At 46.2% G+C, this 23,059-nt stretch carries 17 protein-coding genes and 1 riboswitch; of the genes, 6 read left to right on the top strand and 11 right to left on the bottom strand.

Going from position 1 to position 23,059, the window contains the following annotated elements:
• Positions 1-332: 332 nt before the first annotated feature.
• Complete coding sequence (locus K4039_RS24080; protein WP_265239043.1) at positions 333-857, bottom strand: hypothetical protein; 525 nt, start codon at positions 855-857, stop codon at positions 333-335.
• An 83-nt stretch (positions 858-940) separates the two neighbouring features.
• On the opposite strand from K4039_RS24080, the gene pyrE reads away from it, so the two are divergent.
• The 3 genes from pyrE (at position 941) to dcm (ending at position 4,066) form a co-directional block, all read left to right on the top strand.
• Entirely contained in the window at positions 941-1,534 is a 594-nt protein-coding gene (gene pyrE / locus K4039_RS24075; protein ID WP_265239042.1) for an orotate phosphoribosyltransferase, read from the top strand.
• Between the two features lie 136 nt (positions 1,535-1,670).
• Positions 1,671-2,720, top strand: coding sequence for a restriction endonuclease (locus K4039_RS24070; RefSeq protein WP_265239041.1), 1,050 nt, complete (start codon positions 1,671-1,673; stop codon positions 2,718-2,720).
• A gap of 53 nt (positions 2,721-2,773) precedes the next feature.
• Positions 2,774-4,066 (top strand): DNA (cytosine-5-)-methyltransferase, encoded by a 1,293-nt coding sequence (gene dcm / locus K4039_RS24065; RefSeq protein WP_265239040.1) that lies wholly within the window; start codon positions 2,774-2,776, stop codon positions 4,064-4,066.
• A 131-nt stretch (positions 4,067-4,197) separates the two neighbouring features.
• Here dcm and thiC read toward each other — a convergent pair whose 3' ends face one another.
• Entirely contained in the window at positions 4,198-5,571 is a 1,374-nt protein-coding gene (gene thiC / locus K4039_RS24060; RefSeq protein ID WP_265239039.1) for a phosphomethylpyrimidine synthase ThiC, read from the bottom strand.
• A gap of 7 nt (positions 5,572-5,578) precedes the next feature.
• Positions 5,579-5,675, bottom strand: a riboswitch (TPP riboswitch).
• A 124-nt stretch (positions 5,676-5,799) separates the two neighbouring features.
• Between thiC and K4039_RS24055 the strand changes: the two genes are divergently transcribed.
• On the top strand, positions 5,800-6,936 hold the full coding sequence (locus K4039_RS24055; protein WP_265239038.1) for a DUF262 domain-containing protein: 1,137 nt from the start codon (positions 5,800-5,802) through the stop codon (positions 6,934-6,936).
• Positions 6,937-7,064: 128 nt separating this feature from the next.
• On the opposite strand, the gene K4039_RS24050 is transcribed toward K4039_RS24055, so the two are convergent.
• From K4039_RS24050 to K4039_RS24030, 5 genes are all read right to left on the bottom strand, one after another.
• Positions 7,065-7,625 (bottom strand): Uma2 family endonuclease, encoded by a 561-nt coding sequence (locus K4039_RS24050; RefSeq protein ID WP_265239037.1) that lies wholly within the window; start codon positions 7,623-7,625, stop codon positions 7,065-7,067.
• A gap of 41 nt (positions 7,626-7,666) precedes the next feature.
• Entirely contained in the window at positions 7,667-8,227 is a 561-nt protein-coding gene (locus K4039_RS24045) for a Uma2 family endonuclease (RefSeq protein ID WP_265239036.1), read from the bottom strand.
• 165 nt (positions 8,228-8,392) lie between these two features.
• Positions 8,393-10,651, bottom strand: coding sequence for a Calx-beta domain-containing protein (locus K4039_RS24040; protein ID WP_265239035.1), 2,259 nt, complete (start codon positions 10,649-10,651; stop codon positions 8,393-8,395).
• Positions 10,652-11,179: 528 nt separating this feature from the next.
• A complete protein-coding gene (locus K4039_RS24035) occupies positions 11,180-13,228 on the bottom strand; it encodes a tetratricopeptide repeat protein (protein ID WP_265239034.1) in 2,049 nt (682 codons plus the stop codon).
• A 302-nt stretch (positions 13,229-13,530) separates the two neighbouring features.
• Positions 13,531-14,400, bottom strand: coding sequence for a 6-carboxytetrahydropterin synthase (locus K4039_RS24030; protein WP_265239033.1), 870 nt, complete (start codon positions 14,398-14,400; stop codon positions 13,531-13,533).
• A 410-nt stretch (positions 14,401-14,810) separates the two neighbouring features.
• Between K4039_RS24030 and K4039_RS24025 the strand changes: the two genes are divergently transcribed.
• Positions 14,811-16,310, top strand: a complete 1,500-nt coding sequence (locus K4039_RS24025; protein WP_265239032.1) for a cyclic nucleotide-binding domain-containing protein — start codon at positions 14,811-14,813, stop codon at positions 16,308-16,310.
• A gap of 212 nt (positions 16,311-16,522) precedes the next feature.
• On the opposite strand, the gene K4039_RS24020 is transcribed toward K4039_RS24025, so the two are convergent.
• The 4 genes from K4039_RS24020 to K4039_RS24005 all read right to left on the bottom strand — a co-directional run bounded on the left by K4039_RS24020 (position 16,523) and on the right by K4039_RS24005 (position 21,500).
• Positions 16,523-17,203 carry a J domain-containing protein gene (locus tag K4039_RS24020; protein WP_265239031.1) on the bottom strand — a complete coding sequence of 227 codons (681 nt, stop codon included), beginning with the start codon at positions 17,201-17,203 and terminating at the stop codon, positions 16,523-16,525.
• 305 nt (positions 17,204-17,508) lie between these two features.
• Positions 17,509-18,471 carry a cysteine synthase A gene (gene cysK, locus K4039_RS24015; protein ID WP_265239030.1) on the bottom strand — a complete coding sequence of 321 codons (963 nt, stop codon included), beginning with the start codon at positions 18,469-18,471 and terminating at the stop codon, positions 17,509-17,511.
• A 56-nt stretch (positions 18,472-18,527) separates the two neighbouring features.
• On the bottom strand, positions 18,528-18,968 hold the full coding sequence (locus K4039_RS24010; RefSeq protein WP_265239029.1) for an Rrf2 family transcriptional regulator: 441 nt from the start codon (positions 18,966-18,968) through the stop codon (positions 18,528-18,530).
• Positions 18,969-19,220: 252 nt separating this feature from the next.
• Positions 19,221-21,500, bottom strand: a complete 2,280-nt coding sequence (locus K4039_RS24005; RefSeq protein WP_265239028.1) for an iron uptake porin — start codon at positions 21,498-21,500, stop codon at positions 19,221-19,223.
• A gap of 436 nt (positions 21,501-21,936) precedes the next feature.
• On the opposite strand from K4039_RS24005, the gene K4039_RS24000 reads away from it, so the two are divergent.
• A complete protein-coding gene (locus K4039_RS24000; protein ID WP_265239027.1) occupies positions 21,937-22,929 on the top strand; it encodes a transposase in 993 nt (330 codons plus the stop codon).
• The last annotated feature ends 130 nt before the right edge of the window (positions 22,930-23,059 follow it).

The raw sequence follows: 23,059 nt of genomic DNA, 5'->3' as shown, positions 1-23,059 counted from the left end.
TCGCACGGAATTTTGCCTTGAATTTGTATCGCGATCATGGCTTCCAAAACATGGCTCAAGCTCAACGTCTCGCTGGCTTTAGTTGTAGCATACTCAAAGATCTGTTTAGAATGAAATAGCCCTGGAATTGAGTGGCATTCATTGGTTCTCTATTGTGAAAAATATCTGCGTTGATCTGCATTGCATCTGCGGTTGTATCAATCAAAGATTTATGCAATAAGTCTCAGGATTGCCAAAACATAAATTATAGGAGCGGGTTCACGCTTGCTCTCTAATCCAAATCCGAGATTTCGTAAACCCGCCCCGGCTGAAATTTCGCAACTGGCGATCGACTAATTTCCACCGACCGGCGATACTTGATAAAGTCCTCTAACCGGGCCCGGTGCTGCCTGCGACTCTTGCTGCTGCCTCGGTACAAACGGCTCTTGGACTCCGGCGGGAGTGGCGAAACAACCGCTCGGTTGAGGTGCTAGCTGACAAGATGGAGGCAGCGCCATGACTGAGGAATCAAAAGGATTAACGGCATCCGGGACACGGAGAATTGGATCGTTGGAAACTTGCCGCTGCAATACTCGTCGGTAAATCCCGTTGACGCGGCTGGCATCGCGCTCGATTTCTTTTTCGGGAAAGGCAACTACGCCGCTGGGGGAACCGATGCCTAAATAGTCGCCCATGTAACCTTGCAAGCTGACGTTGTGATAAAAGTCTCCTGAAGCTTCAAAGAATTGTCGGTTGAAGTCGTCGCTAACGGGGCTAAATCGGGCTGTTTCTGCTTGAGCTGGTTTGATGGATGCCAGTGAGGCAGAGGCGACAGCGAGAATCAACGCACCGCTCAGGCTTTTTAACTTTTGACTCATATATTTCAGTTTCTAGATTAATTACGGTTCCAATATAGACTGATTATCGGCGGATTATTTGTGTTTTTTACACGGTGTGAGTTATGGATGCTGCGGATTTAAAGGTGTTGCGCGATCGACTTTTGGATTTATTGTGCGAGTTTGCCTATCGCGAGGGCGATTTTGTACTGTCTTCGGGGCAGAAAAGTTCTTATTACATTAACTGCAAACCGGTGACTTTGCACGCCCAAGGTGCTTTGGCGACGGGGCGTGTACTGCTCTCAATGCTGCCGTCGGAGGTGCAAGCTGTGGGCGGTTTGACGTTGGGTGCTGACCCGATTGTAAGTGCGGTAAGCGTGGTTTCGGCTCTGGAAGGGCGATCGATTCCGGCGCTAATTGTCCGCAAGGAGACGAAGGGACACGGGACAATGGCGTATATTGAGGGGCCTCTGTTGCCTCCTGGGACAAATGTTGCGGTGTTGGAGGATGTCGTAACAACGGGTAAGTCGGCGATGCAGGCGGTGGAAAGGTTGCGAGGAGCCGGTTATATTGTCGATCGGGTGTTGTCGCTCATAGACAGAGAGCAAGGTGGAGGCGAGTTGTATCGCGAGCAGGGATTGGATTTTCAGGCCGTTTTTACGATTCAGGATCTCAAGGAATGGCGATCGGGCATAGCTGACTCAGGAAAATCGTCCTAATTTCTGTTGCTAAAAATATGACAAAGGCGCAACTTTAGTCGCTACTGTTAAATAGTAGTGATTAAAGTCCCTGCTACAAATAGCAAGTACAAGCTCTGAGCAAACTCAAACTACATTCCATTAGACAAAACCACATATGTCAACTATAAATTACAGAAGAACAGTTGAAGAACTCCGTGAGTCAGCTTCTATGTTTTGGCCTTCCGACTTATCTCAAAAGGAAGCTGAACTCAGTATCATACCCAAGCTAATTGAAACTCAAGAGCAGTTTATTGCTATTCTTAGCGTCACAGTTTCGGACTTGAGTGGATTATTTCAAATAATCGAAGCTTCAACACTTTCTGCAAATATGTTCCTCAAGCATCTAATTGTACTTGCTGACTTTGGGGGAGAAATGATCAAAAGAGTGAATGGCAATTTTAATTCCCTGTTTCCACTAAATAGATTAGACTACCTTTGGAGTCTGCACAATTACTCTTATCAATTTAATTCTTTACCTGTGCCAGGTCAACTAACAAATACCAAGCTAGGAATTGACGGTAAAAAGATACTCCAAAATCAATCTCTGTCTTTGGTACATAAAGATTTAATAGCAATTCTTTTGTTCGGCGCTAATTCAATCAATGAAAAAACCGCTGAAGTTCTAGCCAAATGTGAACTTGGTAATTACTTAGGTCAACCAGATAAATTAGATAAGTTTATCAAACAACGATATATCTGGGTTAGCCGGATAACTTCAGGGTCACAATCGAATACTTTGGGTCAAATCGCTCAAAATTTTGTTAAACAATACTTGCAGGATAATTTGGATGTTAGGGACATAAATATTGTACCTAACGGTCATTTACCAGGTGTAAGACATACTGAGGAAAGCAGTAACGGACTAACGACATTTGATATTGTTGTATGTAAGGAAGAGAAATTTGTTGCAATAGAAGTGAGTTTTCAAGTCACGACAAACAGCGTAATAGAGCGTAAGGCGGGACAAGCAAAATCTAGATTTGAGCAAATTGAAGGCGCAGGTTATAAAATGGCTTATGTCATTGATGGCGCTGGTAACTTTGAAAGGGAAAATGCTATCAGAAATTTGTGTACATATAGTCATTGCACAGTTGCTTTTTCGCATGACGAGCTTAATGTACTTTGCGAGTTTTTGAGAGACTACTTTGGGCATAACAATGAGTAAAAATTTGGTATGCTTAATCAAGCTTTTTAACATCTAAATTCACTAAAAATGGCATGAAAAAAATACGTTTTATTGACCTATTCTCAGGAATAGGCGGCATGAGATTAGGCTTAGAGTCAGCCGGTCATTCCTTAAATCTGGAAACAAAATGCGTATTAAGTAGCGAAATCAATCCCGACGCTCAAAAAGTTTACCTTCAAAACTTTAAAGACACACCATTAGGCGACATCCGACTAATTGACCAACTACCAGAACATGATATTTTACTAGCAGGATTCCCCTGTCAGTCTTTCTCCGGTGCCGGCAAAAAAGCAGGTTTTGGCGATACCAGAGGCACCCTTTTCTTTGAAATAATGAGGCTGATTGATACGGCTAAACCTCAAGGATTTATTTTCGAGAACGTGCGGGGACTTGTCAGCCACGACGGCGGCAGAACCCTCGAAACTATTAAACACGAAATTACCAGTAGAGGTTACAGCTTCGATTACTTTTTACTCAATAGCTCCAACTTTAGCTTACCTCAGAACCGCGTCCGAGTTTACCTAGTAGGAATTTTAAATGCTTCGCCCCAATTTGACTTAGTTTCCGACTTAGGGCCAAAAGATTCCCATTCCTGTAACCATCAACAGCTATCCTTATTTTCCCCCTTAAGTAAACCCGTCGCAGTTGCAGATATTTTGGAAGACAATCCAGACCCAAAATATGATTGCTCGCCAGAATTTGTCAACGCATTGAAACAAATCGTCAAGAATGATTTAAATCGCTTGCACGGAATGCGGCTAATCGACTATCGCGGTGGCAATTCCATTCATTCTTGGGAACTAGGTTTGCGAGGCGAGTGTAGTTTAGAGGAAATTGAGTTGATGAATCGTTTTATATTGAAAAGGCGCAATAAAGAATTTGGACATCACCAAGATGGTAAACTATTAACTAAAGAGCAAATCGCTACTTTTTTCACACATCCCAATCTCGATGAAATTCTAGATTTGCTGGTTGCCAAGAAGTACCTACAATGTAATAATAATTTATATAAACCTGTATCGGGTAACTTTTCCTTTGAAGTGTACAAATTTCTCGATCCGCAGAAGATTTCTGTCACACTTGTTGCCAGCGATGCCAATAGATTAGGAGTTTACAATGATCACCGAGTCCGCCGAATTACTCCCCGCGAGGCGGCGCGTTTACAAGGTTTTCCAGATAATTTTAGTCTGCATTCCAATGATGATAAAGCCTATCATCAAATGGGCAATAGCGTCAGTATCAATGTGGTAAAGGCTGTGGCGAAAGAAGTTATCCAGAATGTCTTGTATTCTGCAAAACAAGTTTCTTTGCAAAATGCAGTTTGATCGGCATTAATCAGGGAATTTATGCTATCTCCCTTCTCTTCTCTGCGCTCTCTGCGGCCTCTGCGGTTAAATCATTCCAAATTACTCCGGGTAAGTAAGGCGGGAAATGCCCGCCCTACCAATCAATCGGGTTAGCTTAGCGCTACAGGTTCCTTAGCCAAAAACTTCTCCAACTCAGTCAAAGCATCAGCATCAACCTTAGTCTGCATCGGACAGAACTTAGGCCCGCACATCGAACAGAACTCCGCAGTTTTGTAGATATCCGCCGGCAAAGTTTCATCGTGATATTCCCGCGCTCTTTCTGGATCGAGCGAGAGTTCAAATTGACGGTTCCAATCGAAATTGTAACGCGCTTTCGAGAGTTCATCATCGCGATCGCGCGCACCCGGACGGCCCCGCGCAATATCCGCAGCGTGAGCCGCGATTTTGTAAGCAATCAGCCCGTTTCTGACATCCTCAGCATTCGGCAATCCCAAATGTTCCTTCGGCGTGACATAGCACAGCATAGCAGTACCGTACCAACCAGCCATCGCCGCCCCAATAGCCGAGGTAATGTGGTCGTAACCGGGCGCAATATCTGTCACCAACGGCCCCAAAACATAGAAAGGAGCTTCCGAACATTCCTCCATTTGTTTCTTGACATTAAACTCAATTTGATCCATCGGCACGTGGCCTGGACCTTCCACCATTACCTGGATATCATGTTCCCAAGCTTTGCGAGTTAATTGTCCCAAAGTTTTGAGCTCGGCTAATTGAGCAGCATCCGACGCATCGTGAGTGCAACCGGGGCGCAAAGAATCTCCCAAACTAAACGAAACATCGTATTTTTTGAAGATTTCAATGATGTCGTTAAAGTGAGTGTAGAGAGGATTTTGTTTGTGGTGATGCAGCATCCACCGTGCCAAAATGCCACCGCCGCGAGATACAATTCCAGTCAGGCGATTTTTTACCAAGGGCAAATGCTCGATTAGAATTCCGGCGTGAATAGTTTGGTAATCAACACCTTGTTGAGCGTGTTTGTCAATGATGTGAAGAAAGTCATTCGCCGTCAGACTTTCCATATTACCGTGCACGCTTTCCAGTGCTTGGTAAATGGGTACAGTGCCGATGGGAACCGGCGAAGCTTTGATGATTGTAGTGCGAATTTCATCCAAATTGCCGCCGCCGGTGGACAAATCCATCACGGTATCAGCACCGTATTTCACTGCTAATTTAAGCTTGTCAACTTCTTCTTCCATGTTGGAAGAGTTGGGAGATGCGCCGATATTAGCATTGACTTTGCACTTAGAGGCAATGCCGATCGCCATTGGCTCCAAATTCGTGTGATTGATGTTAGCGGGAATAATCATCCGTCCCCGTGCTACTTCGGCGCGGATCAGTTCTGCTGGGAGATTTTCTCGCTTAGCAACATAGTCCATTTCCTCAGTGATGACACCTTGACGGGCGTAGTGCATTTGAGATACATTACTGTGTCCCTGACGCTTAGCGATCCATTCGGTACGCATATCTTAATTCCTTGATAAACAGCTTCCCTCCGCTGGTATTACCCAGACTCAGGTTCTAAGGGTGTTTTCTCAGCCCGGACTTACGGGCACCCCTAGCTTAGCTATTGATTGTATCACCGATTTCGGCGCGCGACGGCAGCAAGTAAGGAAATCTTAATATTGAGAGATAGATGAGGTTCGCGATCGCTATATAATATCTAATAACTCAGGCAGAAAGGAGGCTACAAGATGACTACATTTGAGTCAAACAGCGAGACATCTCCCCCAAAGCATCTAGCGGATGAGGAACAGGAAAACGATATTCAGGATAGCGGGGAAGATGACAGCGGGGAAGATGAGGAGGACATTATTCCCTCCAAATTTTCCATAGCAGTTTCTCGAATTGATTTTGATGTAGCGGGTCTAGTTAGACGCCTGGAAAGCAAAGACGTATATATTCCTGAATTCCAGCGTGCTTATGTTTGGAAACCCAAACAAGCTGCGCGTTTTATAGAATCTCTCTTGCTTGGGCTTCCAGTTCCCGGTATATTTCTAGCAAAAGATCGAGAAACAAAAAAACTGCTTGTTATTGATGGTCAGCAAAGATTACGCAGTCTTTTATATTTCTACCAAGGCAAGTTTCCAAACAGTCGGCACTCGTTTGCTCTGAAAGGGGTTCATACAGAATTTGAAAGAGAGACATATCAATCACTGAAAGACGCATACCGACGCCAATTAGATGACTCGGTTGTATCCGCTACAATTGTCGAGCCACTTTATGCAGACGACGACAGTAGTATTTACTATATCTTTGAAAGGCTAAATACCGGAGGTACTATCCTTAAATCGCAGGAAATTCGTGCTTGCATCTATCACGGCGAACTCAATAATTTGCTAGAGGAACTAAATCAAAACCCAGCGTGGCGTGACATATTTGGTATCCCAGATAAAAACAGGAAAGATCAAGAACTTATTTTGCGATTCCTGGCCTTTTACTTCGATGGCAACGATTATAAGCCTTCTCTAAAAGAATTTCTCAATCAGTATATGAGGCAAAATAGACACTTTGCCCGCCAATCCAAAAAACAAATAATAAACGCATTTATCCCAACGATTGAATTGCTCCATAAATGTCTTGGTAACAAAGCTTTTAAGCCTCTAAAATTATTGATTCCTACTTACTTTGAAGCCGTAATGGTGGTTACTGCTCGCAGGTTAGAACAAGGCAAGATTAATAATTTTGAACAACTGGAAGAACGCTATAAATCACTGATAGAAGATGATAGTTTTAGTGGAGTAGCTCAAAAAATACGCAATCTTACTAGCGAAGAAAATTACAGGAGGAGGTTAGAAATTGTATCCAATTATTTCGGAGATTTAGAATAGCAAGTGTTTCATAAAAGTAGCGTTAATTTATAATTGACGCTTCTTTTTTAGATATTTAAGGCAATGTTTTTAAACACACATAACTATTCTTCTCTCCTTTTTTCAACAGTTAGTTTAAGCGGGCTATTTTAACCCAAGATTAAATCAATACTCACTACAAACTCAGGAAAAGCCAGCGGCGAAACTTGTTCTCCCCGCTCGAATTTTTGCATTGAAGTGTAGCCATCAGCCGTCGCATCGCGGTAAACTTCTAAACAATTAACCTCAAGATCCCACAACCAAACTTCCTGAATGCCCGATCGCGCATAATTCGGTACTTTCACATCGCGGTCATAATTAACCGTACTATCTGCTACCTCTACCAACAGTAAAATATCCTCGCTATTTGGCAGCGATTCTTCATAAAAGTCGGCGCGGGGTTTCACTAAAGCAATATCAGGTTGCGGTTCTGAGTTATCATTAAGGCAAATAGGATTTTGCACTCTAAAAATAACTAGGGACTCTGGAATGTGGCTGAACATTCGTGCAAGGCGATCGACACGGGCGGCGTGGCGTCTACCAATTGCTGCCATTTGGATAATTTCTCCTTCTATAAGTTCCACTCGTTCGCGATCGCTAAAAACACCAGCCTCACTCATCAGGTGATATTCTTGGACTGTAAATAGCCGTCTTTGCATTTTAACAGACATAACTATTCTCCTTTTTTAGCAGTTAGTTTAAGCTTACTATTTTAACCCAAGATTAAATCAATACTCACTACAAACTCAGGAAACGCCAGCGGCGAAACTTGTTCTCCCCGCTCAAATTTTTGCATTGAAGTGTAGCCATTTGCGATCGCATCGCGGTAAACTTCTAAACAATTAACCTCAAGATCCCACAACCAAACTTCCTGAATGCCCGATCGCGCATAATTCGGTACTTTCACATCGCGATCGAAATCTACAGTGCTATCTGAGACTTCTACCAAAAGCAACACCTCTGACGGTATTGGATGCGCTATAGCGTAGTAATCAGCACGAGGTTGCAGCAATACAACATCCGGCTGAGGTTCAGTTCTTTCTGTCAACTGGATCGGGTTCTGAACATCTAAAATAGCAATTTCTTCTGGAATTTGGCGAAACTGTCCGATCAGTCGCCGTACACAAGTTGCATGACGAGTCCCAATTGCTGCCATTTCGATAATTTCTCCTTCTATCAATTCCACTCTGTCATCTTCACCAAAAACACCAGCCTTATCCATCAAGTGATATTCTTGGACTGTAAATAGCCGTCTTTTCATTGCAACAGACATAACTATTCTCCTTATTTGCAGCTTCCCTAAATTTATCATAAAAAAAACCGCCCCAAACGGAGCGGCAAAAAGAGGAAAAGTTTAGAGGACAAATCTTAAACAAGTGTTGAGCTTTCCGAAAGCAGCCCATTAGTAGAGCAAGAATTGCTCGCCCTACTAATAACTCTAAAGTAGAGTAATCGAGGTTGATGCTGGAGTACCTATCGAACCAGGGCCGAAACCTAAGTTGACATTACCAGCAGTCAAACCAGTTATGTTGTTAATTGTCAGGCTGACGCTAGTTTGCCCGTTAGCAAAGTTCACGGTACCGCCGGTAGCGTTGGGGAGTACACCAGTGCCGGTGATAAAGTAGTCCGTAAGATTGGTAGGTTGGCCACCACCAGGTGCCGCAATCAAAAAGTCGATCGATCCCGCACCCACACCGCTTGTACGGTTGATTGTAAATGCTCCAGTGCTAGAGTCCGCCACAGGGGCAGGAGCCGAACCGTAGAAGAATCCATTGCTGATCCCACCGCTGCTGTCAAGAATCGATAAGACTGCTGCTGACGGACTAGCTACAGAACCCCCACTCAGGAATAAGTTCACAGTCTCAGTCAATTCCGGCACCGTATCATTGATGATCGGAACACCCACCGTCGCGCTAGCTTGACCAGGAGCAAAGCTCACTGACACATTGCTGACAGAGACATAATCAGGCCCAGAAGCTGTGGCCGAACCGTCAGCAGTGCTAAATAGAATTGTTCCTGCCTTTGTCAAGTCCCCAGAGCGATTGATTGTCACATTCACCGTGCTACCTTCGTTGCCGCTGTAAGTCGCGGCACTAAAGAAGAACATACTAGGCCCTGTCGTCGCTGTCGTCGGAGTCGGAGTCGGAGTCGGACTTGGAGTCGGAGTCGGACTTGGAGTCGGAGTGGGAGTCGGAGTCGGCGCAACATCGTTAATCGTCAAGATTGCCGGATTGCTGCCCACACTGCCGCCACTGAGTACCAAGTTCACAGTTTCAGGCCCTTCAGTAATCGCATCAGTCAACGCCGGGACAGTAAAACTAGCGCTATTTTGCCCCGCTGCAAAGTTCAGCGAACCCGCCGCCACTGTGTAATCAGGTGCAGTCCCGCTAGAAGTAGCTGAACCGTCAACACTGGCGTAGTTAATTGTTGCTGCACCCGTCCCACCGGTACGAGTAACTGTAACCGTCGCCTGGCCGCCTTCGTTGACGCTGTAACTCTGCTGGCTGAACTGGAAAATACTCGCAGGCGTTGGAGTTGTAATCGGAGTCGGAGTCGGAGTCGGGCCGGTTCCACCATCAAAAATCGTCACCGTGGCTGGATTGAGACTGCCTACATTACCGTTGTTCAGAAATACATTCACCGTCTCTGCGCCTTCGCTAATGGCATCAGCCACAGTGGGGATAGTGAAAGTCGCGCTGGTTTGTCCACCCGCAAAATTCAGCGTACCAGTGGTAGGGCTATAGTCCGCAGGAGAAGAAGCTGAACCATCAACTGTACCGAAATTAATGCTTTCAGGGGCGGAAGTATTGCCCGTGCGAATCACTGTGACTGTAGCGGGACTGCCTTCGGGAGTAGAGTAATTATTTGTGCTAAAGCTGAAGACACTTGCAGGAGTAGTTCCCGGTGTGGGTGTCGGTGCAGGGGTCGGTGTCGGTGTCGGGGTTGGTGTCGGGAATCCAGCCGATTGGAACCAAGCTGGGTTCGCGCTCAGTTGGGCTGCGCTCAAACCTTGGATGTTGACTAAATACTCGCCGGTGCCGGTATCGCGAATCAGGGTGTTGCCGATGCTGATGCCGTTGGAACCGGTGCCGTCAATGAACTGCAAATCGCTGAATTGCAGACCGCCGAACAGTTGGATGACATCGTTCCCGGAGACTCGGAAGTCGGTAATTACGTCGGCATCGGGGACTCCGGGGCCGCCGGTGGTGGCTGTGGGTTTGCCGTCGCCGACTCGCCCGATCGCAAAAATGTCATTTCCACCACCGCCACTCATCGTATCAGAACCGAGGTCGCCGTAGAGTACATCGTCGCCGAGGTCGCCTAGGATCAAGTCGTTGCCTTTGCCGCCGAACATCGTGTCATTGTCTTTGCCACCGAACATACTGTCGTTTCCGTCGTTACCGAAAACGCTGTCATTGCCGATGTCACCTCTAACTAAATCGTTGCCTTTGCCACCATAAACTTGGTCGTCGTCTTTGCCGCCGAAAACGCTGTCGTTACCTTCATTACCGTTAATAAAATCGTTGCCGGGGCCGCCGAAAAGTAGATCGTTTCCGTCTAGTGCATTGATTGCATCATTGCCGTCAAGGCCGCTGATGGTATCGTCGCTCAGTAAGTTTCCCAGGCTAATTACGCGACCGTCTGGTAAAAGACCCGGTATCACGTCTGGACCGAGAGTTCCTGTTATGTTTGCCATTTTTTTTAACTCCACAGGTTAATTTTTATTTTGCTTTTGGTAGAAGCACCTGTAGAGATGTCTCAGGGTAGGAATGCGGTATTTTACTTAACAGATGGCTGGGAGAAAAACCGGGTATTTATGTCAGTATTTAGTATACCTTTTACCCCATTAGGTAATCTCTCTGTGCAATTTTATGCTGTCCTGTTATTTTTGCAACTGTATTTCCGTTTCGATGTCCTGTTAATAGTGGAGAATGAGAATGCTGTAGCAATGTTCCCGAAATTTTAAGATTATTTCGAGCCGAATTAATACTTGTTCACTTTAAGAAATAATGGCGCTCGCCGATTGCAAATACTGCTAACAGTTTAGCTATATGCTTCTATTCATTCAATCAGTTTCAGGACAATATTTCAAAATATATGTAAAGGTTTAATCTAGCAAAAAATCTGCTATACGCCTCCGTGTACACATTGTAAAAAAAAAGTGCACCGCTCCGTGTGCACCTTACAACTAACTGTCAGAATATTCATCGAATTGTAACTGGCTTTAAGTATCTTTTTCGCCAGTAGCAAATCCTTCTGTATCTTGCTTGAATTCTGAGGCAATTGCGCCTCTATCGCGCCAAGCTTCGGCATTTTCGGGCTTGATCGCAATGGCTCGATCGAAAGCTGCCATTGCTTCCTCGTAGCGCTTTAATTCTGACAAAGCTGTGCCGATGTGATGCCAAGCATCGTAGGAGTCGGGCTGAATTGCGATCGCTTTTTCGTAAGCTGCGATCGCTTCTTCATGGCGCTGCAATTTTGCCAAAGATTCGCCTTTGCCAAACCAACCTTCGTAACACTCCGAATTAAGGGTGATTACTTGGGAGTAAGATGCAATTGCTGCTTCGTGTTGCGATAGTTTGTCGAAAGCTGAGCCTCGGTTGTGCCAGACTTCAAAATCCTGCGGCTTAATGGCAATTGCTTTGTCGTAGGATGCGATCGCATCTTGATAGCGCTGCATTTTTCCCAGCACTGCCCCCTTATTGTACCAAACTTCGTATTTGTCGGCCCGGAGCTCGATAGCTCGATCGTAAGAATCAACAGCATCGCTGTAGCGCAGCATTCTCCACAGCATATTACCTCGGTTGTACCAAGTCTCGTATCTCTTGGGATTGAGATCAAGGGCGCGATCGTAAGAATCGACTGCGGCGGCGTACTGCTGTACTTTACCCAGCATTGCGCCTCGGTTGTGCCAAATTTCGCTGTCGGTTGTTTTGATAGCCAGGGCGCGATCGTAACTGGCGATCGCCTCTTCGTAATGCTGCAATTTACCCAACAAAGCTGCTATGCTGTGCCAACAACCGTATTTTCTTGGCTCGCTCGCACTTGCTCGCTCATAACAGGCGATCGCCTCTTCGCACTTCTGTAATTTTCCTAGCAAATTCGCTTTATTATACCACGCTTCCCAACAATCCGGTTTCATCGATATTGCTTGGTCGTAACAGGCGAGGGCTTCTTCATGGCGCTGCAATTTTATTAACACATTTCCGCGCCAATACCAAGCCTCATCCACATTATTATTCATTAAAATAGCTTTTTCAAAGCAGACTACTGCCTCATCATAATTGCCTTGAAAATAAAGCCCTTCACCTTGCTTAATGTAATCATCAGCAATCATATTTGCTTCATTAGCAGGTGCTGTTTCCGAATTTTGCGAATTGTTTGACTGCGGTTGAGGTGCGAGTTTGACAGCTTCTTGGGCAAGAACAGCAGGAACTTGGGATATTTCTTGAACAATTTGAGATTTTTTCTCGTAAACTTCTGTTAGCAAAACTTGCAGGTGCAGGAGAAATTGAGATTTGAGAGTCTCAATTTGCTCAACGGAAGATTTGGAAATTTCAGTTTCTCTACTTAAAAAATTAATTGATTGTTTGGCTGCACTCAGTTGCGATTCTAATTCATCTCTCAACTTTTGAGTCAGTTGACTAGAATTGATTAGCTCTGATTCCAACACGCCAATTCCTTGCAATCTTTGATTGGCATCAGCAACCAACTGTCTGACTACCAGCCGCCGGAACATCCAAAAAAAGCCAAGTGTCACCGGTGGAAAGACAGTACCAAGAATTAGCAAAATATTCAGCAGAGCTATGGTATTATTAAAACCATATCCAGATTCAGCATTACTGTCAGTACGCAGGGCGAGAAAATCGAAAGTGTCGCGAACTTGGGGATTGCTTTCAACTCCGGTTTCAATTAATTTAGCCAGCCAGGTTTCTTGTAAAGATTTTGTTAGTTCATCGCCGGATACAGCAGCAGCATTCGCCTTGGCTTTTTTTACAGCAGGAGATAACTCCGGCACGGCCTCCGCTACCAGCAAACCTGTCTGGGATTTTACAGCAATTCGCGGGGAAAATTGTTCGTTGGCGATCGTCTCGGGCGCGCTCATTGACTCCGCCGGACGGGAGGCGATATTATTTATGGCATCAACAAATTTGCTGGCCTGCGGTATCCCTCCAGAGGCGGGAGGTGCAGCCGGAGCGGCATTAGTTTGAGCAGTTACATTCTGGGATGCGAGGGCGGCCAGAGTCAAAAGAGCTACATTTGAGACTCGCATAAAGTTCAACTCACCTAGGAGAAATTAGTGTTGTTTGTCAGCGATCGGGCGATCGACCTCATACTCTGGGCACTGTACAATAACTGAGATGAGGAATGCTGGCTTACTATCTCCAAAATACGCGCTGTGTCTGACTTGTCAGGAAAATTGCTAATAATTCTGGCTGCGGAACTTTTGTCAAAAAATATATTCTCGCGCCTCATCCGCCTCAAATCATCCTCGGAATCATCGGGGCGGCTTCACCAATCTGTACAATTAGCAAAAATCCGGGTGAACCGCCCCAACTGACCCGATTTGTAGCTCTAAACCGCAGCTAAAACCGCTGACTGTTGCTGTTGTGCCGCCACTACATCCAAATCAGCGCCGTAAATTTCACAGCTATTATTCGGACTTTCAATCAGCTTAATCTTGTGCAACTCTGCCCCCAAGTCCCGAATGGGCGATCGCAACAATTGCCCAATCCGCACCGCAATATTCTCCGCCGTCGGCACAACCTTCTCAAAATAAGCAATATCCTTATTTAAAAAAGTGTGATCGAAAGGTTCAACAACATAATCATCAATAGCTTTTTGCAAAGCTCCCAAATCAGCAATCATCCCAGTCCGCGCATCAATTTCCCCTTTAACAGTCACCTCTAAATGATAGTTGTGACCGTGACCGTTAGGACGAGCACATTTACCGTAAATTTCCGAGTTTTCTTCAAAGCTCAAATCGGGACGAGCCAACCGATGGGCGGCGCTAAAATGAGTAGACAGAGTTAAATAAGCTTCCATGCCATTTCCTAAATATTCAGCCCAAAGTTCGGGGTGTTCAAACAATTGAATTTTGCTCACAGGCAAATGAGGGGCTAGCCGCAGCCAAATTTGCCGTGCTATGTTTTCGGTAGTTGGCAGAGTTTGCTCAAATTCCGGCCACGCTTCGTTAAGGTAGGAAAAATCGAGATCCTTGGTAACTTCCCGCTTGATGACGTGCTTGACATCAGACAGGTTGAGCACCATGCCGTACTCGTCGAGTTCTCCTATCATGGAAACGTAAAGGACGTAATTGTGTCCGTGTCCCGGTGCGCGGGCTGTTGGGCCAAAGCGCTCAAAGTTCTCGGCTGCGCTCAACTCCGGTAGCCAGTAACGATGACTCGCCGAAAACTGTGCCCGACGATTGATGATGCACTGCATAAAAGTCAAGTAGGGTAAGCTTGTTAAGTTATGTAAAGGACTTACTTCTTAAGGATAGACTAATTTTTACGGGAATTTTTCGATAATTTGAGGGTGCTTTACTTGAATTTATACCAATTTTCGAGATATTGCCAACAAGTCGCCGCGAGAGTAGCATGGCCTATTGTGCGCCACAACACAGATATCCGGCAGAAAATGCAGAAAATACTGCTACAAAACAGTTTCTCCTCATCCGTTGCTAACGGATGGGTTATCCCATTTTCGATTGGCCCCGCGAGGGATAGCTGCGCTGCGCGTACTTTTTGCAACACAGGGAACTCCACAGTTATAGTTTTTCGCCTAAGCTCTGCAATAGTTAGCAGTTTCCGGTTCGGTTGCGAGCAAAACTAATTACGAATGACGAAATATTCATGAATTGGATTACTGTACGAGCCGATCGCTTTTTTCAACATTTGTCCGCTGCGATGGGCACCCCGCTATTTTATATAGGCGACACTCATCTGTCCATTAGTGCGATCGTCCAACTGATCATCTTAGCTATATTTTCCTTTTTTATAGCTCGTCTCCTCAGTGAAGGCATCAAGCGCAGCCTGCTAGTTCGGATGGGATTGGATCGCGGCAGTCGAGAAGCAATTTCCACCATCATTAGCTATATTTTAGCAACTCTTGGCTGTATATTCGTCCTGCAAAGTGCAGGGATCAACCTCACTTCTCTCACCGTCTTAGCTGGCGTAGTCGGCATTGGTTTCGGCTTCGGATTGCAAAATCTCGCCAGCAACTTTATCAGCGGTCTCACCCTGCTATTCGAGCACCAAATTAGAGTCGGAGACTTTATTGAGATCGACCATTTATTAGGAACAGTCGAAAATATTTCCATCCGTTCTACAATTATTAAAACAATTGATGGCCTGTTTGTGATCATCCCAAACATTAAGTTTGTGGAAACTAACATTATCAACTGGAGTTATAGAGACCCCAGATGTCGCCTTCGCATCCCCGTAGGCGTTGCCTATGGAACTGACCCAGTATTAGTTACGGAAGCACTGTTAGTTGCTGCGAGGCTCGAACCCAATATATTATCTCATCCTTCTCCCAAAGTTTGGTTTTGCGGGTTTGGAGATAACGCTTTAGATTTTCAACTTTTAGTTTGGATTGACCAGCCACAGGAAAGTGATGCCATTAAAAGTGCCGTCAACTTTTTAATTGATTACGAATTTCGTCGCCGAAATATTGAAATTCCATTTCCCCAGCGGGATTTGTGGTTGCGAAATCCGCAAGAAATAACTAAACATTTTCAAGATCACAGAGACGACAATTCCAACGGCAAAGTTTTTCCGCAGAATGCCAAACATTCAACAGAAATACAATCAAATTCCACCGTTTCCGAGCAGAAAAAGCCAGGGCTTAAATCGCCTAATAATTGGACGCTGCGAGATTTGTTGCGGCGAGTAACTTATTTCGATCAGTGTACGGATTTAGAACTACGGCAGTTAATTGAATACGGCTATCGACAACTGTTTCCAGCGGGACAAATTGTCTGTAAAGAAAATGCCCCAGGCGATTCTTTTTATATTATTCTTTCGGGTTCTGTGGAAGTTCTTTCTCAAAAAGCCGATAAGTATATTGCGACGCTTCACGAGGGCGAATTTTTTGGGGAAATCTCTTTGCTATTGGGAACTCCGAGAACGGCGACTGTTAAAACTAGCGAAGATGCAATTTTGTTTGTGGTGGAACGCCACGACTTGCAAAAACTTTTAATCGAACAGCCGAATTTAGCCGATCAGATTGCTCAAAAATTGTCCGAACGCCAGCAAGCTTTAAGAGATTTGGGATTATTAGATGGGGACTCTCTCGGACAAACTCCTTTTATTAAAATTCGCAAGCGCATTCAAGTTCTTTTTGGAATTTAGCATTGAATAGTCAGTAGTCATTAGTCAGTAGTCATTAGTCAGTAGTCATTAGTCAGTAGTCCTTGGGAATTTGGAATTTGGAATTTGGAATTTGGAATTTGGAATTTGGAATTTGGAATTTGGCAATTTTCCCCATCTCCCCATCTCCCCATCTCCCCATCTCCCCATCTCCCCATCTCCCCATCTCCCCATCTCCCCTTTCCTTCAACTAGCTAACTTCTAACTTTCAATTCCTCCTGTGCTTCCCGCCGCAGTCTAGCAGCAATTCTAAACAGTTCTTGACCTGTGTGCAAATGGCGATCGTCATAATTGAGGGTAAATAAATGCAATTCTTCTATGCCATCGCCGACTTGATTGATGGAGTAGTAGAGATGCGCTGCAACTCCGGCTACATTAGATGGATTGGGCATCGCTTTCAGAAAGTTATGAGCTTTTGAAAGAAAGTCGCGGCTGGTTTCGATATAAGCTTGAAACTTTTCAATCAGTTCGTCATCAAACGGATCTGCTGACAATTCGTTTATTTCTTTTTTAAGCGGCTTCAAGATGCTGTTGAGCATTCGATTGACTGGTTTGTATACTTTAATCAGCCACTGTTCCATTTGTTCGTCGGCATCCCGCGCTGCTTGTTGGCGCTGGCGGGCGACGTTTGGTGCGTAGGGTGATTGCTGTTCGCTTGGTTGGGAAAATTGGCGATCGTAAGATTGTCGGTGTTGGGCATCTCCTAATATTTCATAGGCTGCGTTGAGGCGGATAATCTCTTCGTGACCGGCTGTGGAACTCTGGCTATCTGGATGAAATATTTTGACTAAACGGCGGTATGCTTGTTTAATCTCGGCTTGTGTTGCTGTTGGGCTAATCTTTAGGGTTTTGTAGTGATTGGTAACGGAAGACACGCTGTTATTTCCTTGAAATCTGGATAATCCGCAAAAAAGTGCTTGACAAAAATATCATTATTTGTTAATGCGTTAGGTATTTATCTGATATAAATGCCAAAAATTGTAGGTAAAAAACCTCTGTTTTCAAATTATTATAAATCCATTTTATAAAAATATTGACTCTTTAAAAGTTCGTAGTGAGGACTTCAGTCCTCTGTTGAGGGAGTTGAGTTAAGAAGGACTAAAGTCTTCACTACAAACAACAGCAGAGCGTAGAGTGTACGCCCTGCTTTTAGTTTTTGGGACTGATCCCCAAAGCGAACCTAGTTGACAGCCATCGCCAGATTGAGTTCTGGATCTTGGAACAAGGGAGTGCTGAGGTAGCGTTCGCCGAAACTAGGCTGAATCATCACAATCAATTTCCCGGCATTTTCGGGACGCTTGCCGATTTTCAAAGCCGCACACAGTGCCGCACCGCTGGAAATACCGGACAAAAGTCCTTCTTCTCTGGCTAAGCGACGCCCGTAGGCGATCGCCTCGTCATCGGTAACAATTATCACTTCGTCGATCGCATTCACATTCAGCACCGGCGGCACAAAACCCGCACCGATACCTTGAATTTTGTGAGGCCCAGGCTTTCCGCCCGAAAGTACCTGACTGTTAGCCGGCTCAACGGCGATCGCCTTAAACTCAGGTTTCCGCGACTTAATCACCTCTGCAATACCCGTAATCGTACCGCCAGTGCCGACTCCAGAAATCACGAAATCCACCTCGCCGTCGGTATCTGCCCAAATTTCCTCAGCCGTTGTCAAACGGTGAACCTCCGGGTTGGCAGGATTCCGAAACTGCTGCAACATATACGCATTCGGAGTTTTGTCCACAATCTCTTGAGCGCGGCGGATGCAGCCGCTCATGCCCTCAATGCCGGGAGTTAGTTCTAGTTGGGCACCGTAAGCACGCAACATCGATCGGCGTTCCGTGCTCATCGTATCCGGCATTGTCAAAATCAACTGGTAGCCCTTAGCCGCCGCCACCATTGCCAGAGCAATTCCGGTATTGCCAGAAGTCGGTTCCACTAAAATCGTTTTGCCTGGAGTAATCAGCCCTTCGGCCTCGGCTTGATTGACCATACTGACACCAATCCGGTCTTTTACCGATGCTGCCGGATTCATGCCTTCGAGTTTGACCACAATCCGAGCCAAGCAGCCTTCGGCTTGGGGAATGCGGTTGAGTTGCACCAGGGGTGTATGCCCCACCAATTCTGTAATGTCGCCAGCAATACGCATAATCTTTGTCAGTTGGTTGTTGAAAGTAAATGTTAATTCCTAGTTGGCAATACTAACTAGATGTAATACATAATATCGAGCTGCCGTCTGCCATTGCGTTTTTCGCGCAGATCCTGTAGCGTGTATTTTTGCAACACCAAGTTGGCAGTCGATCGCGCTTCTTGCCAAACTTCCCAAATCACCGCACTTTCTACAGTTTGAGCAGGCGAGTCTTTTTCGGAGCGATCGAACTCTGAGCCTTCGAGACAGTTGATAATTTCCAGGAGTGTAATTTTCCAGGGTTCCCGCGCCAAGATATAACCTCCCTTAGCTCCTCGCTGGCTGCGAATCAGCCCGCAGCGTCTCATTGTAGCCAGCAATTGTTCTAAATATCGATCGGGAATATTTTGCTGAGCCGCTATCTGGCGAATTTGCAGAGGCTCGCCTTCATCGTAGCAATCAGCAAGCTCTAGCAAAGCTAAGATTGCGTATTCGCTTTTACAGGAGAGTTCTACCATATTACTTCAACTACCAGAATTCTCAACTCCGAAGTCAGGCATTAAAAATTTTCCTCAATGTTGAGTTAAAAATTTTAACTCCTAAATTTTTATTATACTCCGGTTTTCCACCGAACTTAATCGACTTTCACAAAAGATAGCGGCACTGAATTCGTCTACCACACAAAAAAGCCCTGCCGAAAGCAGGGCTAAATTTGACCTAAAGTTGCCAGCAGAGACGGTATAACCCGTCGTGCCTGCTCTAAGCCGCTCTTAGAACGTGAAAGTAGTTCTCAGAGTACCAATAATGATGTCGTCATTACTGCGGTCTTGATTCGGGTTGGTAATCCAAATGACGCCCGGAGTCACAGCAATGTTATCCGAAAGCTTAAACTTGTAGAAGCCTTCAAAGTGCCACGAAGTATCGTTGTTGAAGTTCCGCAAATTGCCGGGAGCCTCAAGTTTATCCAAGTAAGGCTCGCGACCTACCACAAAGCCCAGCAAGTTGCCTTCTTTCCCTAAATCTGGCAAAGCCAAAGTGGCAGCGTAGTTCCAAATTCTCGCATCGCCGACGCCGATAATCCGAGCATTGGTTAAACCAGCCCAGCCGCCAAGGATAAATCTCGGGCTGAGTCGGAACGAAGCCTCAGCACCGTAGGAGTTGCTGACAACTTTCTGAGAACGGAAGCCGTCAAAGCCTTCGCTCAAACCGTTGATGGAATTAGCTACGCCGGTGCCGGTGAAACCCCCAAGCTTGCCATCCCCGTTCCCTAAACCGTTGTCAAACCCGAAGTTACCTCGGCTAAAGTAACCGTGGTTGTAAGTGAGAGCAACTTGCAAGTTGCGTCCCGGGGTAAAAGTCAACTGGCCCATCGCTGCGTAGTCGCCGTTAAACAAGCCTCCGCCCTTGGCGGGACTGGCTGCATTTGACGCCAAATAGCCGAAGGACAGAGAAGTCGGGCCGAACACGCCGCCCAGCAAGCCCCGGCCGCCGAAGGCGTAATCGAAGCCAAGACCAGCACCGCCACCTAGGCGATAAATTGGGTTGCTTTGACCGAAGGCGCTGAGGGAGCCATTACCGCCGTCAAAGTCTTCAAAGTAAGGGTTGACGGTAGGAATGAAATCGTTCCAAATACCGTTAGCGGCTTCAATGGTAACGTTCAACCGATTGCTAGCGGGGAACTTGTAAAGCAAGCTGCCCAGGTTGAAAACGTTGTCGGTGCGGTTGACTACGTTCCAAGTTTGAGTACCTTCAGCGGTAGCCCCCAAGTTAAAGTTTTGACCATTGCCCACATCAAGCCTGGTCAGCAGCAAGTCTCTGCCGGTGAAGCTCGTATTTAAATTGAGACGTACCCGTTGTTGGAAGACGGCCTGATTGTTGTCGCTGCCGAATCTTCTGTTGTCTCTGCCAAACAAGCCAGCATTGCCGCCAAAGTCGTCGCTGAGGGCAAAGATTGCTTCCCCAGTCAGTTTGGTAGTAGTTGAGAATTGGTTAGCTTCGAGTTCGGATGTCCGAGATTCCAGAGCATCGACGCGGCCGCGCAAGGTTGCCAGTTCCGCTGCAAATTCTTCTTGGAGCCGTTGGAGGGCTGCCAAGTCGTCTTTGGTCGCTAAGTTGGTTGTACCTGCTTTAATTAGCTCGTTAACTTTGTCTAAGCAAGCGTTTAAACCGGCGGCGAATTCGTAGCGGGTCATTGCCCGGTTGCCACGGAAGGTGCCGTCGGGATACCCAGCAATACAGCCGTAGCGTTCGACTAGGGATTGCAGTGCTTGGAATGCCCAGTCTGTGGGCCGCACGTCGGAAAGTTGAGATACTGAGGTAACTTGACCCTGAGTTTCGCCACCGGCAGCACCTTCGCTGCTGTACTGGTTGAGCTGTTCTAATGTGGCGGCTGGGTTTTGAGCTTGTGGTGCGTCAGTTTGGGCTACAGATTCAGCCAGTTTGGGCAAGCTTTCTGGTGCTGGCGCTGCCACTGTCGGGGCAGTAGTTTCTAATTGAACTGCACCAAGGAGCTCTGGGACAGCGGTAGCTGCCGGGGCTGGATTTTCTAGTTTCGCTGCCGCTGAATTTTCTACTGGTTGAGCGACTGTTGGCTCAACTGCTGCTAAAGATTCAGTTGCAGGTTCTGATGCAGCTTCGAGATTTGTCGCTGCGGGGTCTGTGTTGGCTGTTGGCTCAACTGCTGCTAGAGATTCAGTTGCAGGTTTTGATGCTGCCGCTTGGGGATTTTCCACTGCGGGGGCTGTGTTGGCGGCGATCGCGCTTTCTTTTGCAGCGGTGCTTGAAGCTGCTGCAATCGCTGGCTCTGTTGCGATGCCGGCGGCTGGAGAATTTTCTGCGATTCGATCGGCTGCTACGGTAGTTTCGTCAACCGCTGCTAAAGCATTGACTTTCGCTTCAGAGGTTTGGGCCGTTTCAGCTTTGGCAGCTTGAGGCTTGAGCGCATCAGCACCGGGCTGAGCGTTTGCTGCCATCGCGCTCGAAGAAACTACTAGGGTAGCTCCTAAGACTGCTGGGCTGATTAATAGGTAACTCCACAAAAATTTCGACATATTCACTCTCATCCTCACACCGATTACAAAGAAAATTTTTGAGTTTTCTATGCCGTCAGTAGTTGCTCCACTAGCATACTGCAAAAAAAGACCTAAAATTCGATTTTTCTTTTGATTCTTTTGGTCTGACTGAGTGTATGGATGCGATCGGCTGCTGCTGAGGGCGTGTTTTTAACCCTGCCATCGACTGCCTCAAAACCTGACAAGACTTAGGTTGTCGATTGATTTGACTGCTGGCACCCAAAAGCCCGATCGCCTCTCTACTTTTTTAGCTAGCGGGCGCGGGAATCCCCACTCCATAATTTTCAATTTGGGGTGGGATGAAAGCCTGGTTGATCGAGGTTGGGAGGTTGACCATTTTGCGAAGCAACCGGAAAATCTCTACACACTGCGTAAATATTGTGTTAGATTAGACGGCTCAGCACTCTAACGACCAATGTTGACAACTGTCAAAGTCCGAATTTACCCAACTCAAGCCCAGCAAGAACATCTTGCTCAGGCTTTTGGTTGTGTGCGTTGGGTCTGGAACCAGTCTCTCAACATTATGTCCCAAACCTACAAAGAGACTGGTCGGGGGGTTTCGGCGATGACTATGAAGAAACAGATTCCTTCGTGGAAAGCTGAGCATGAATGGTTGTCTAGCTGCTACTCTCAGTGCTTGCAGCAATCTGTACTGAATCTAGGCGTTGCGTTTGGCAACTTCTTCGACGGACGCACAGCCTATCCCACGTTTAAGAACCGCAATGGACGACAATCATTGCAATATCCGGCTAACGTCAAGGTATTGAGTGATGCCGGAATCAAGTTCCCTGGCAATCTCGGTGTGGTGAAAGCCAAAGTTCACCGGGAATTGGCTGGGAAATTGAAGACTGTTACCGTGTCGAGAATGCCGGATGGTCGTTACTATGCTTCGCTACTGATGAATGACGGTATTGAAAAGCCTGAATCCAGTAGTGAAGGTAAAGCAATCGGAATTGACTTGGGACTAACTGATTTTGCTGTCACGTCAGATGGCTCAAAATATCAGAATCCTAGACACCTCAAAAATCATGCACGCAACCTAAAACGCAAGCAGCGTAAGTTATCCCGCAAAAAGGATCAGACGACCAACCAGCGTCGCAAGGCAAATAAAGCCCTTGCCAAGGTGCATTCCAAAATCTCCAGAGTGAGAGAAGATTATCTCCATAAACTATCCCGCAAGATAGTCAACGAAAATCAAGTTGTCGTGGTGGAAAATCTCGCTGTCAAGAACATGGTCGCCAACCATAAGCTAGCCAAAGCCATCAGCGATGCTAGTTGGGGGACGTTTTGCACCATGCTTAAGTACAAGGCAGAGTCTGAGGGGAAAATCTACATGGAAGTAGATCGTTTCTTTCCCTCGTCTCACCTGTGTTCAAACACTTTACGGCGAGTGCCGAAGATGGATTGATCGGTCAGAATGTTTGATTGCCCTCACTGCAATCAGCGTCATGATAGAGACATCAATGCGGCGATTAAGTGCGATTCGTTCAGTCGAAACCGAGAAATCGGGGGATGACTGGCTTCTACAGGGTAATCCA

It is taken from the genome of Lyngbya sp. CCAP 1446/10, from assembly GCF_026130175.1.
Lineage (GTDB): Bacteria > Cyanobacteriota > Cyanobacteriia > Cyanobacteriales > Microcoleaceae > Microcoleus.
The sequence above is the reverse complement of the archived record's forward strand: the minus strand, read 5'-3'. Positions and strand labels throughout refer to the sequence as shown.

Bases quoted from the DNA above. Each gene is read 5' to 3' on its own strand.
- K4039_RS24080 (WP_265239043.1), bottom strand. From the start codon at position 857: ATGAGTCAAAAGTTAAAAAGCCTGAGCGGTGCGTTGATTCTCGCTGTC.
- pyrE (WP_265239042.1), top strand. From the start codon at position 941: ATGGATGCTGCGGATTTAAAGGTGTTGCGCGATCGACTTTTGGATTTA.
- K4039_RS24070 (WP_265239041.1), top strand. From the start codon at position 1,671: ATGTCAACTATAAATTACAGAAGAACAGTTGAAGAACTCCGTGAGTCA.
- dcm (WP_265239040.1), top strand. From the start codon at position 2,774: ATGAAAAAAATACGTTTTATTGACCTATTCTCAGGAATAGGCGGCATG.
- thiC (WP_265239039.1), bottom strand. From the start codon at position 5,571: ATGCGTACCGAATGGATCGCTAAGCGTCAGGGACACAGTAATGTATCT.
- K4039_RS24055 (WP_265239038.1), top strand. From the start codon at position 5,800: ATGACTACATTTGAGTCAAACAGCGAGACATCTCCCCCAAAGCATCTA.
- K4039_RS24050 (WP_265239037.1), bottom strand. From the start codon at position 7,625: ATGTCTGTTAAAATGCAAAGACGGCTATTTACAGTCCAAGAATATCAC.
- K4039_RS24045 (WP_265239036.1), bottom strand. From the start codon at position 8,227: ATGTCTGTTGCAATGAAAAGACGGCTATTTACAGTCCAAGAATATCAC.
- K4039_RS24040 (WP_265239035.1), bottom strand. From the start codon at position 10,651: ATGGCAAACATAACAGGAACTCTCGGTCCAGACGTGATACCGGGTCTT.
- K4039_RS24035 (WP_265239034.1), bottom strand. From the start codon at position 13,228: ATGCGAGTCTCAAATGTAGCTCTTTTGACTCTGGCCGCCCTCGCATCC.
- K4039_RS24030 (WP_265239033.1), bottom strand. From the start codon at position 14,400: ATGCAGTGCATCATCAATCGTCGGGCACAGTTTTCGGCGAGTCATCGT.
- K4039_RS24025 (WP_265239032.1), top strand. From the start codon at position 14,811: ATGAATTGGATTACTGTACGAGCCGATCGCTTTTTTCAACATTTGTCC.
- cysK (WP_265239030.1), bottom strand. From the start codon at position 18,471: ATGCGTATTGCTGGCGACATTACAGAATTGGTGGGGCATACACCCCTG.
- K4039_RS24010 (WP_265239029.1), bottom strand. From the start codon at position 18,968: ATGGTAGAACTCTCCTGTAAAAGCGAATACGCAATCTTAGCTTTGCTA.
- K4039_RS24005 (WP_265239028.1), bottom strand. From the start codon at position 21,500: ATGTCGAAATTTTTGTGGAGTTACCTATTAATCAGCCCAGCAGTCTTA.
- K4039_RS24000 (WP_265239027.1), top strand. From the start codon at position 21,937: ATGTTGACAACTGTCAAAGTCCGAATTTACCCAACTCAAGCCCAGCAA.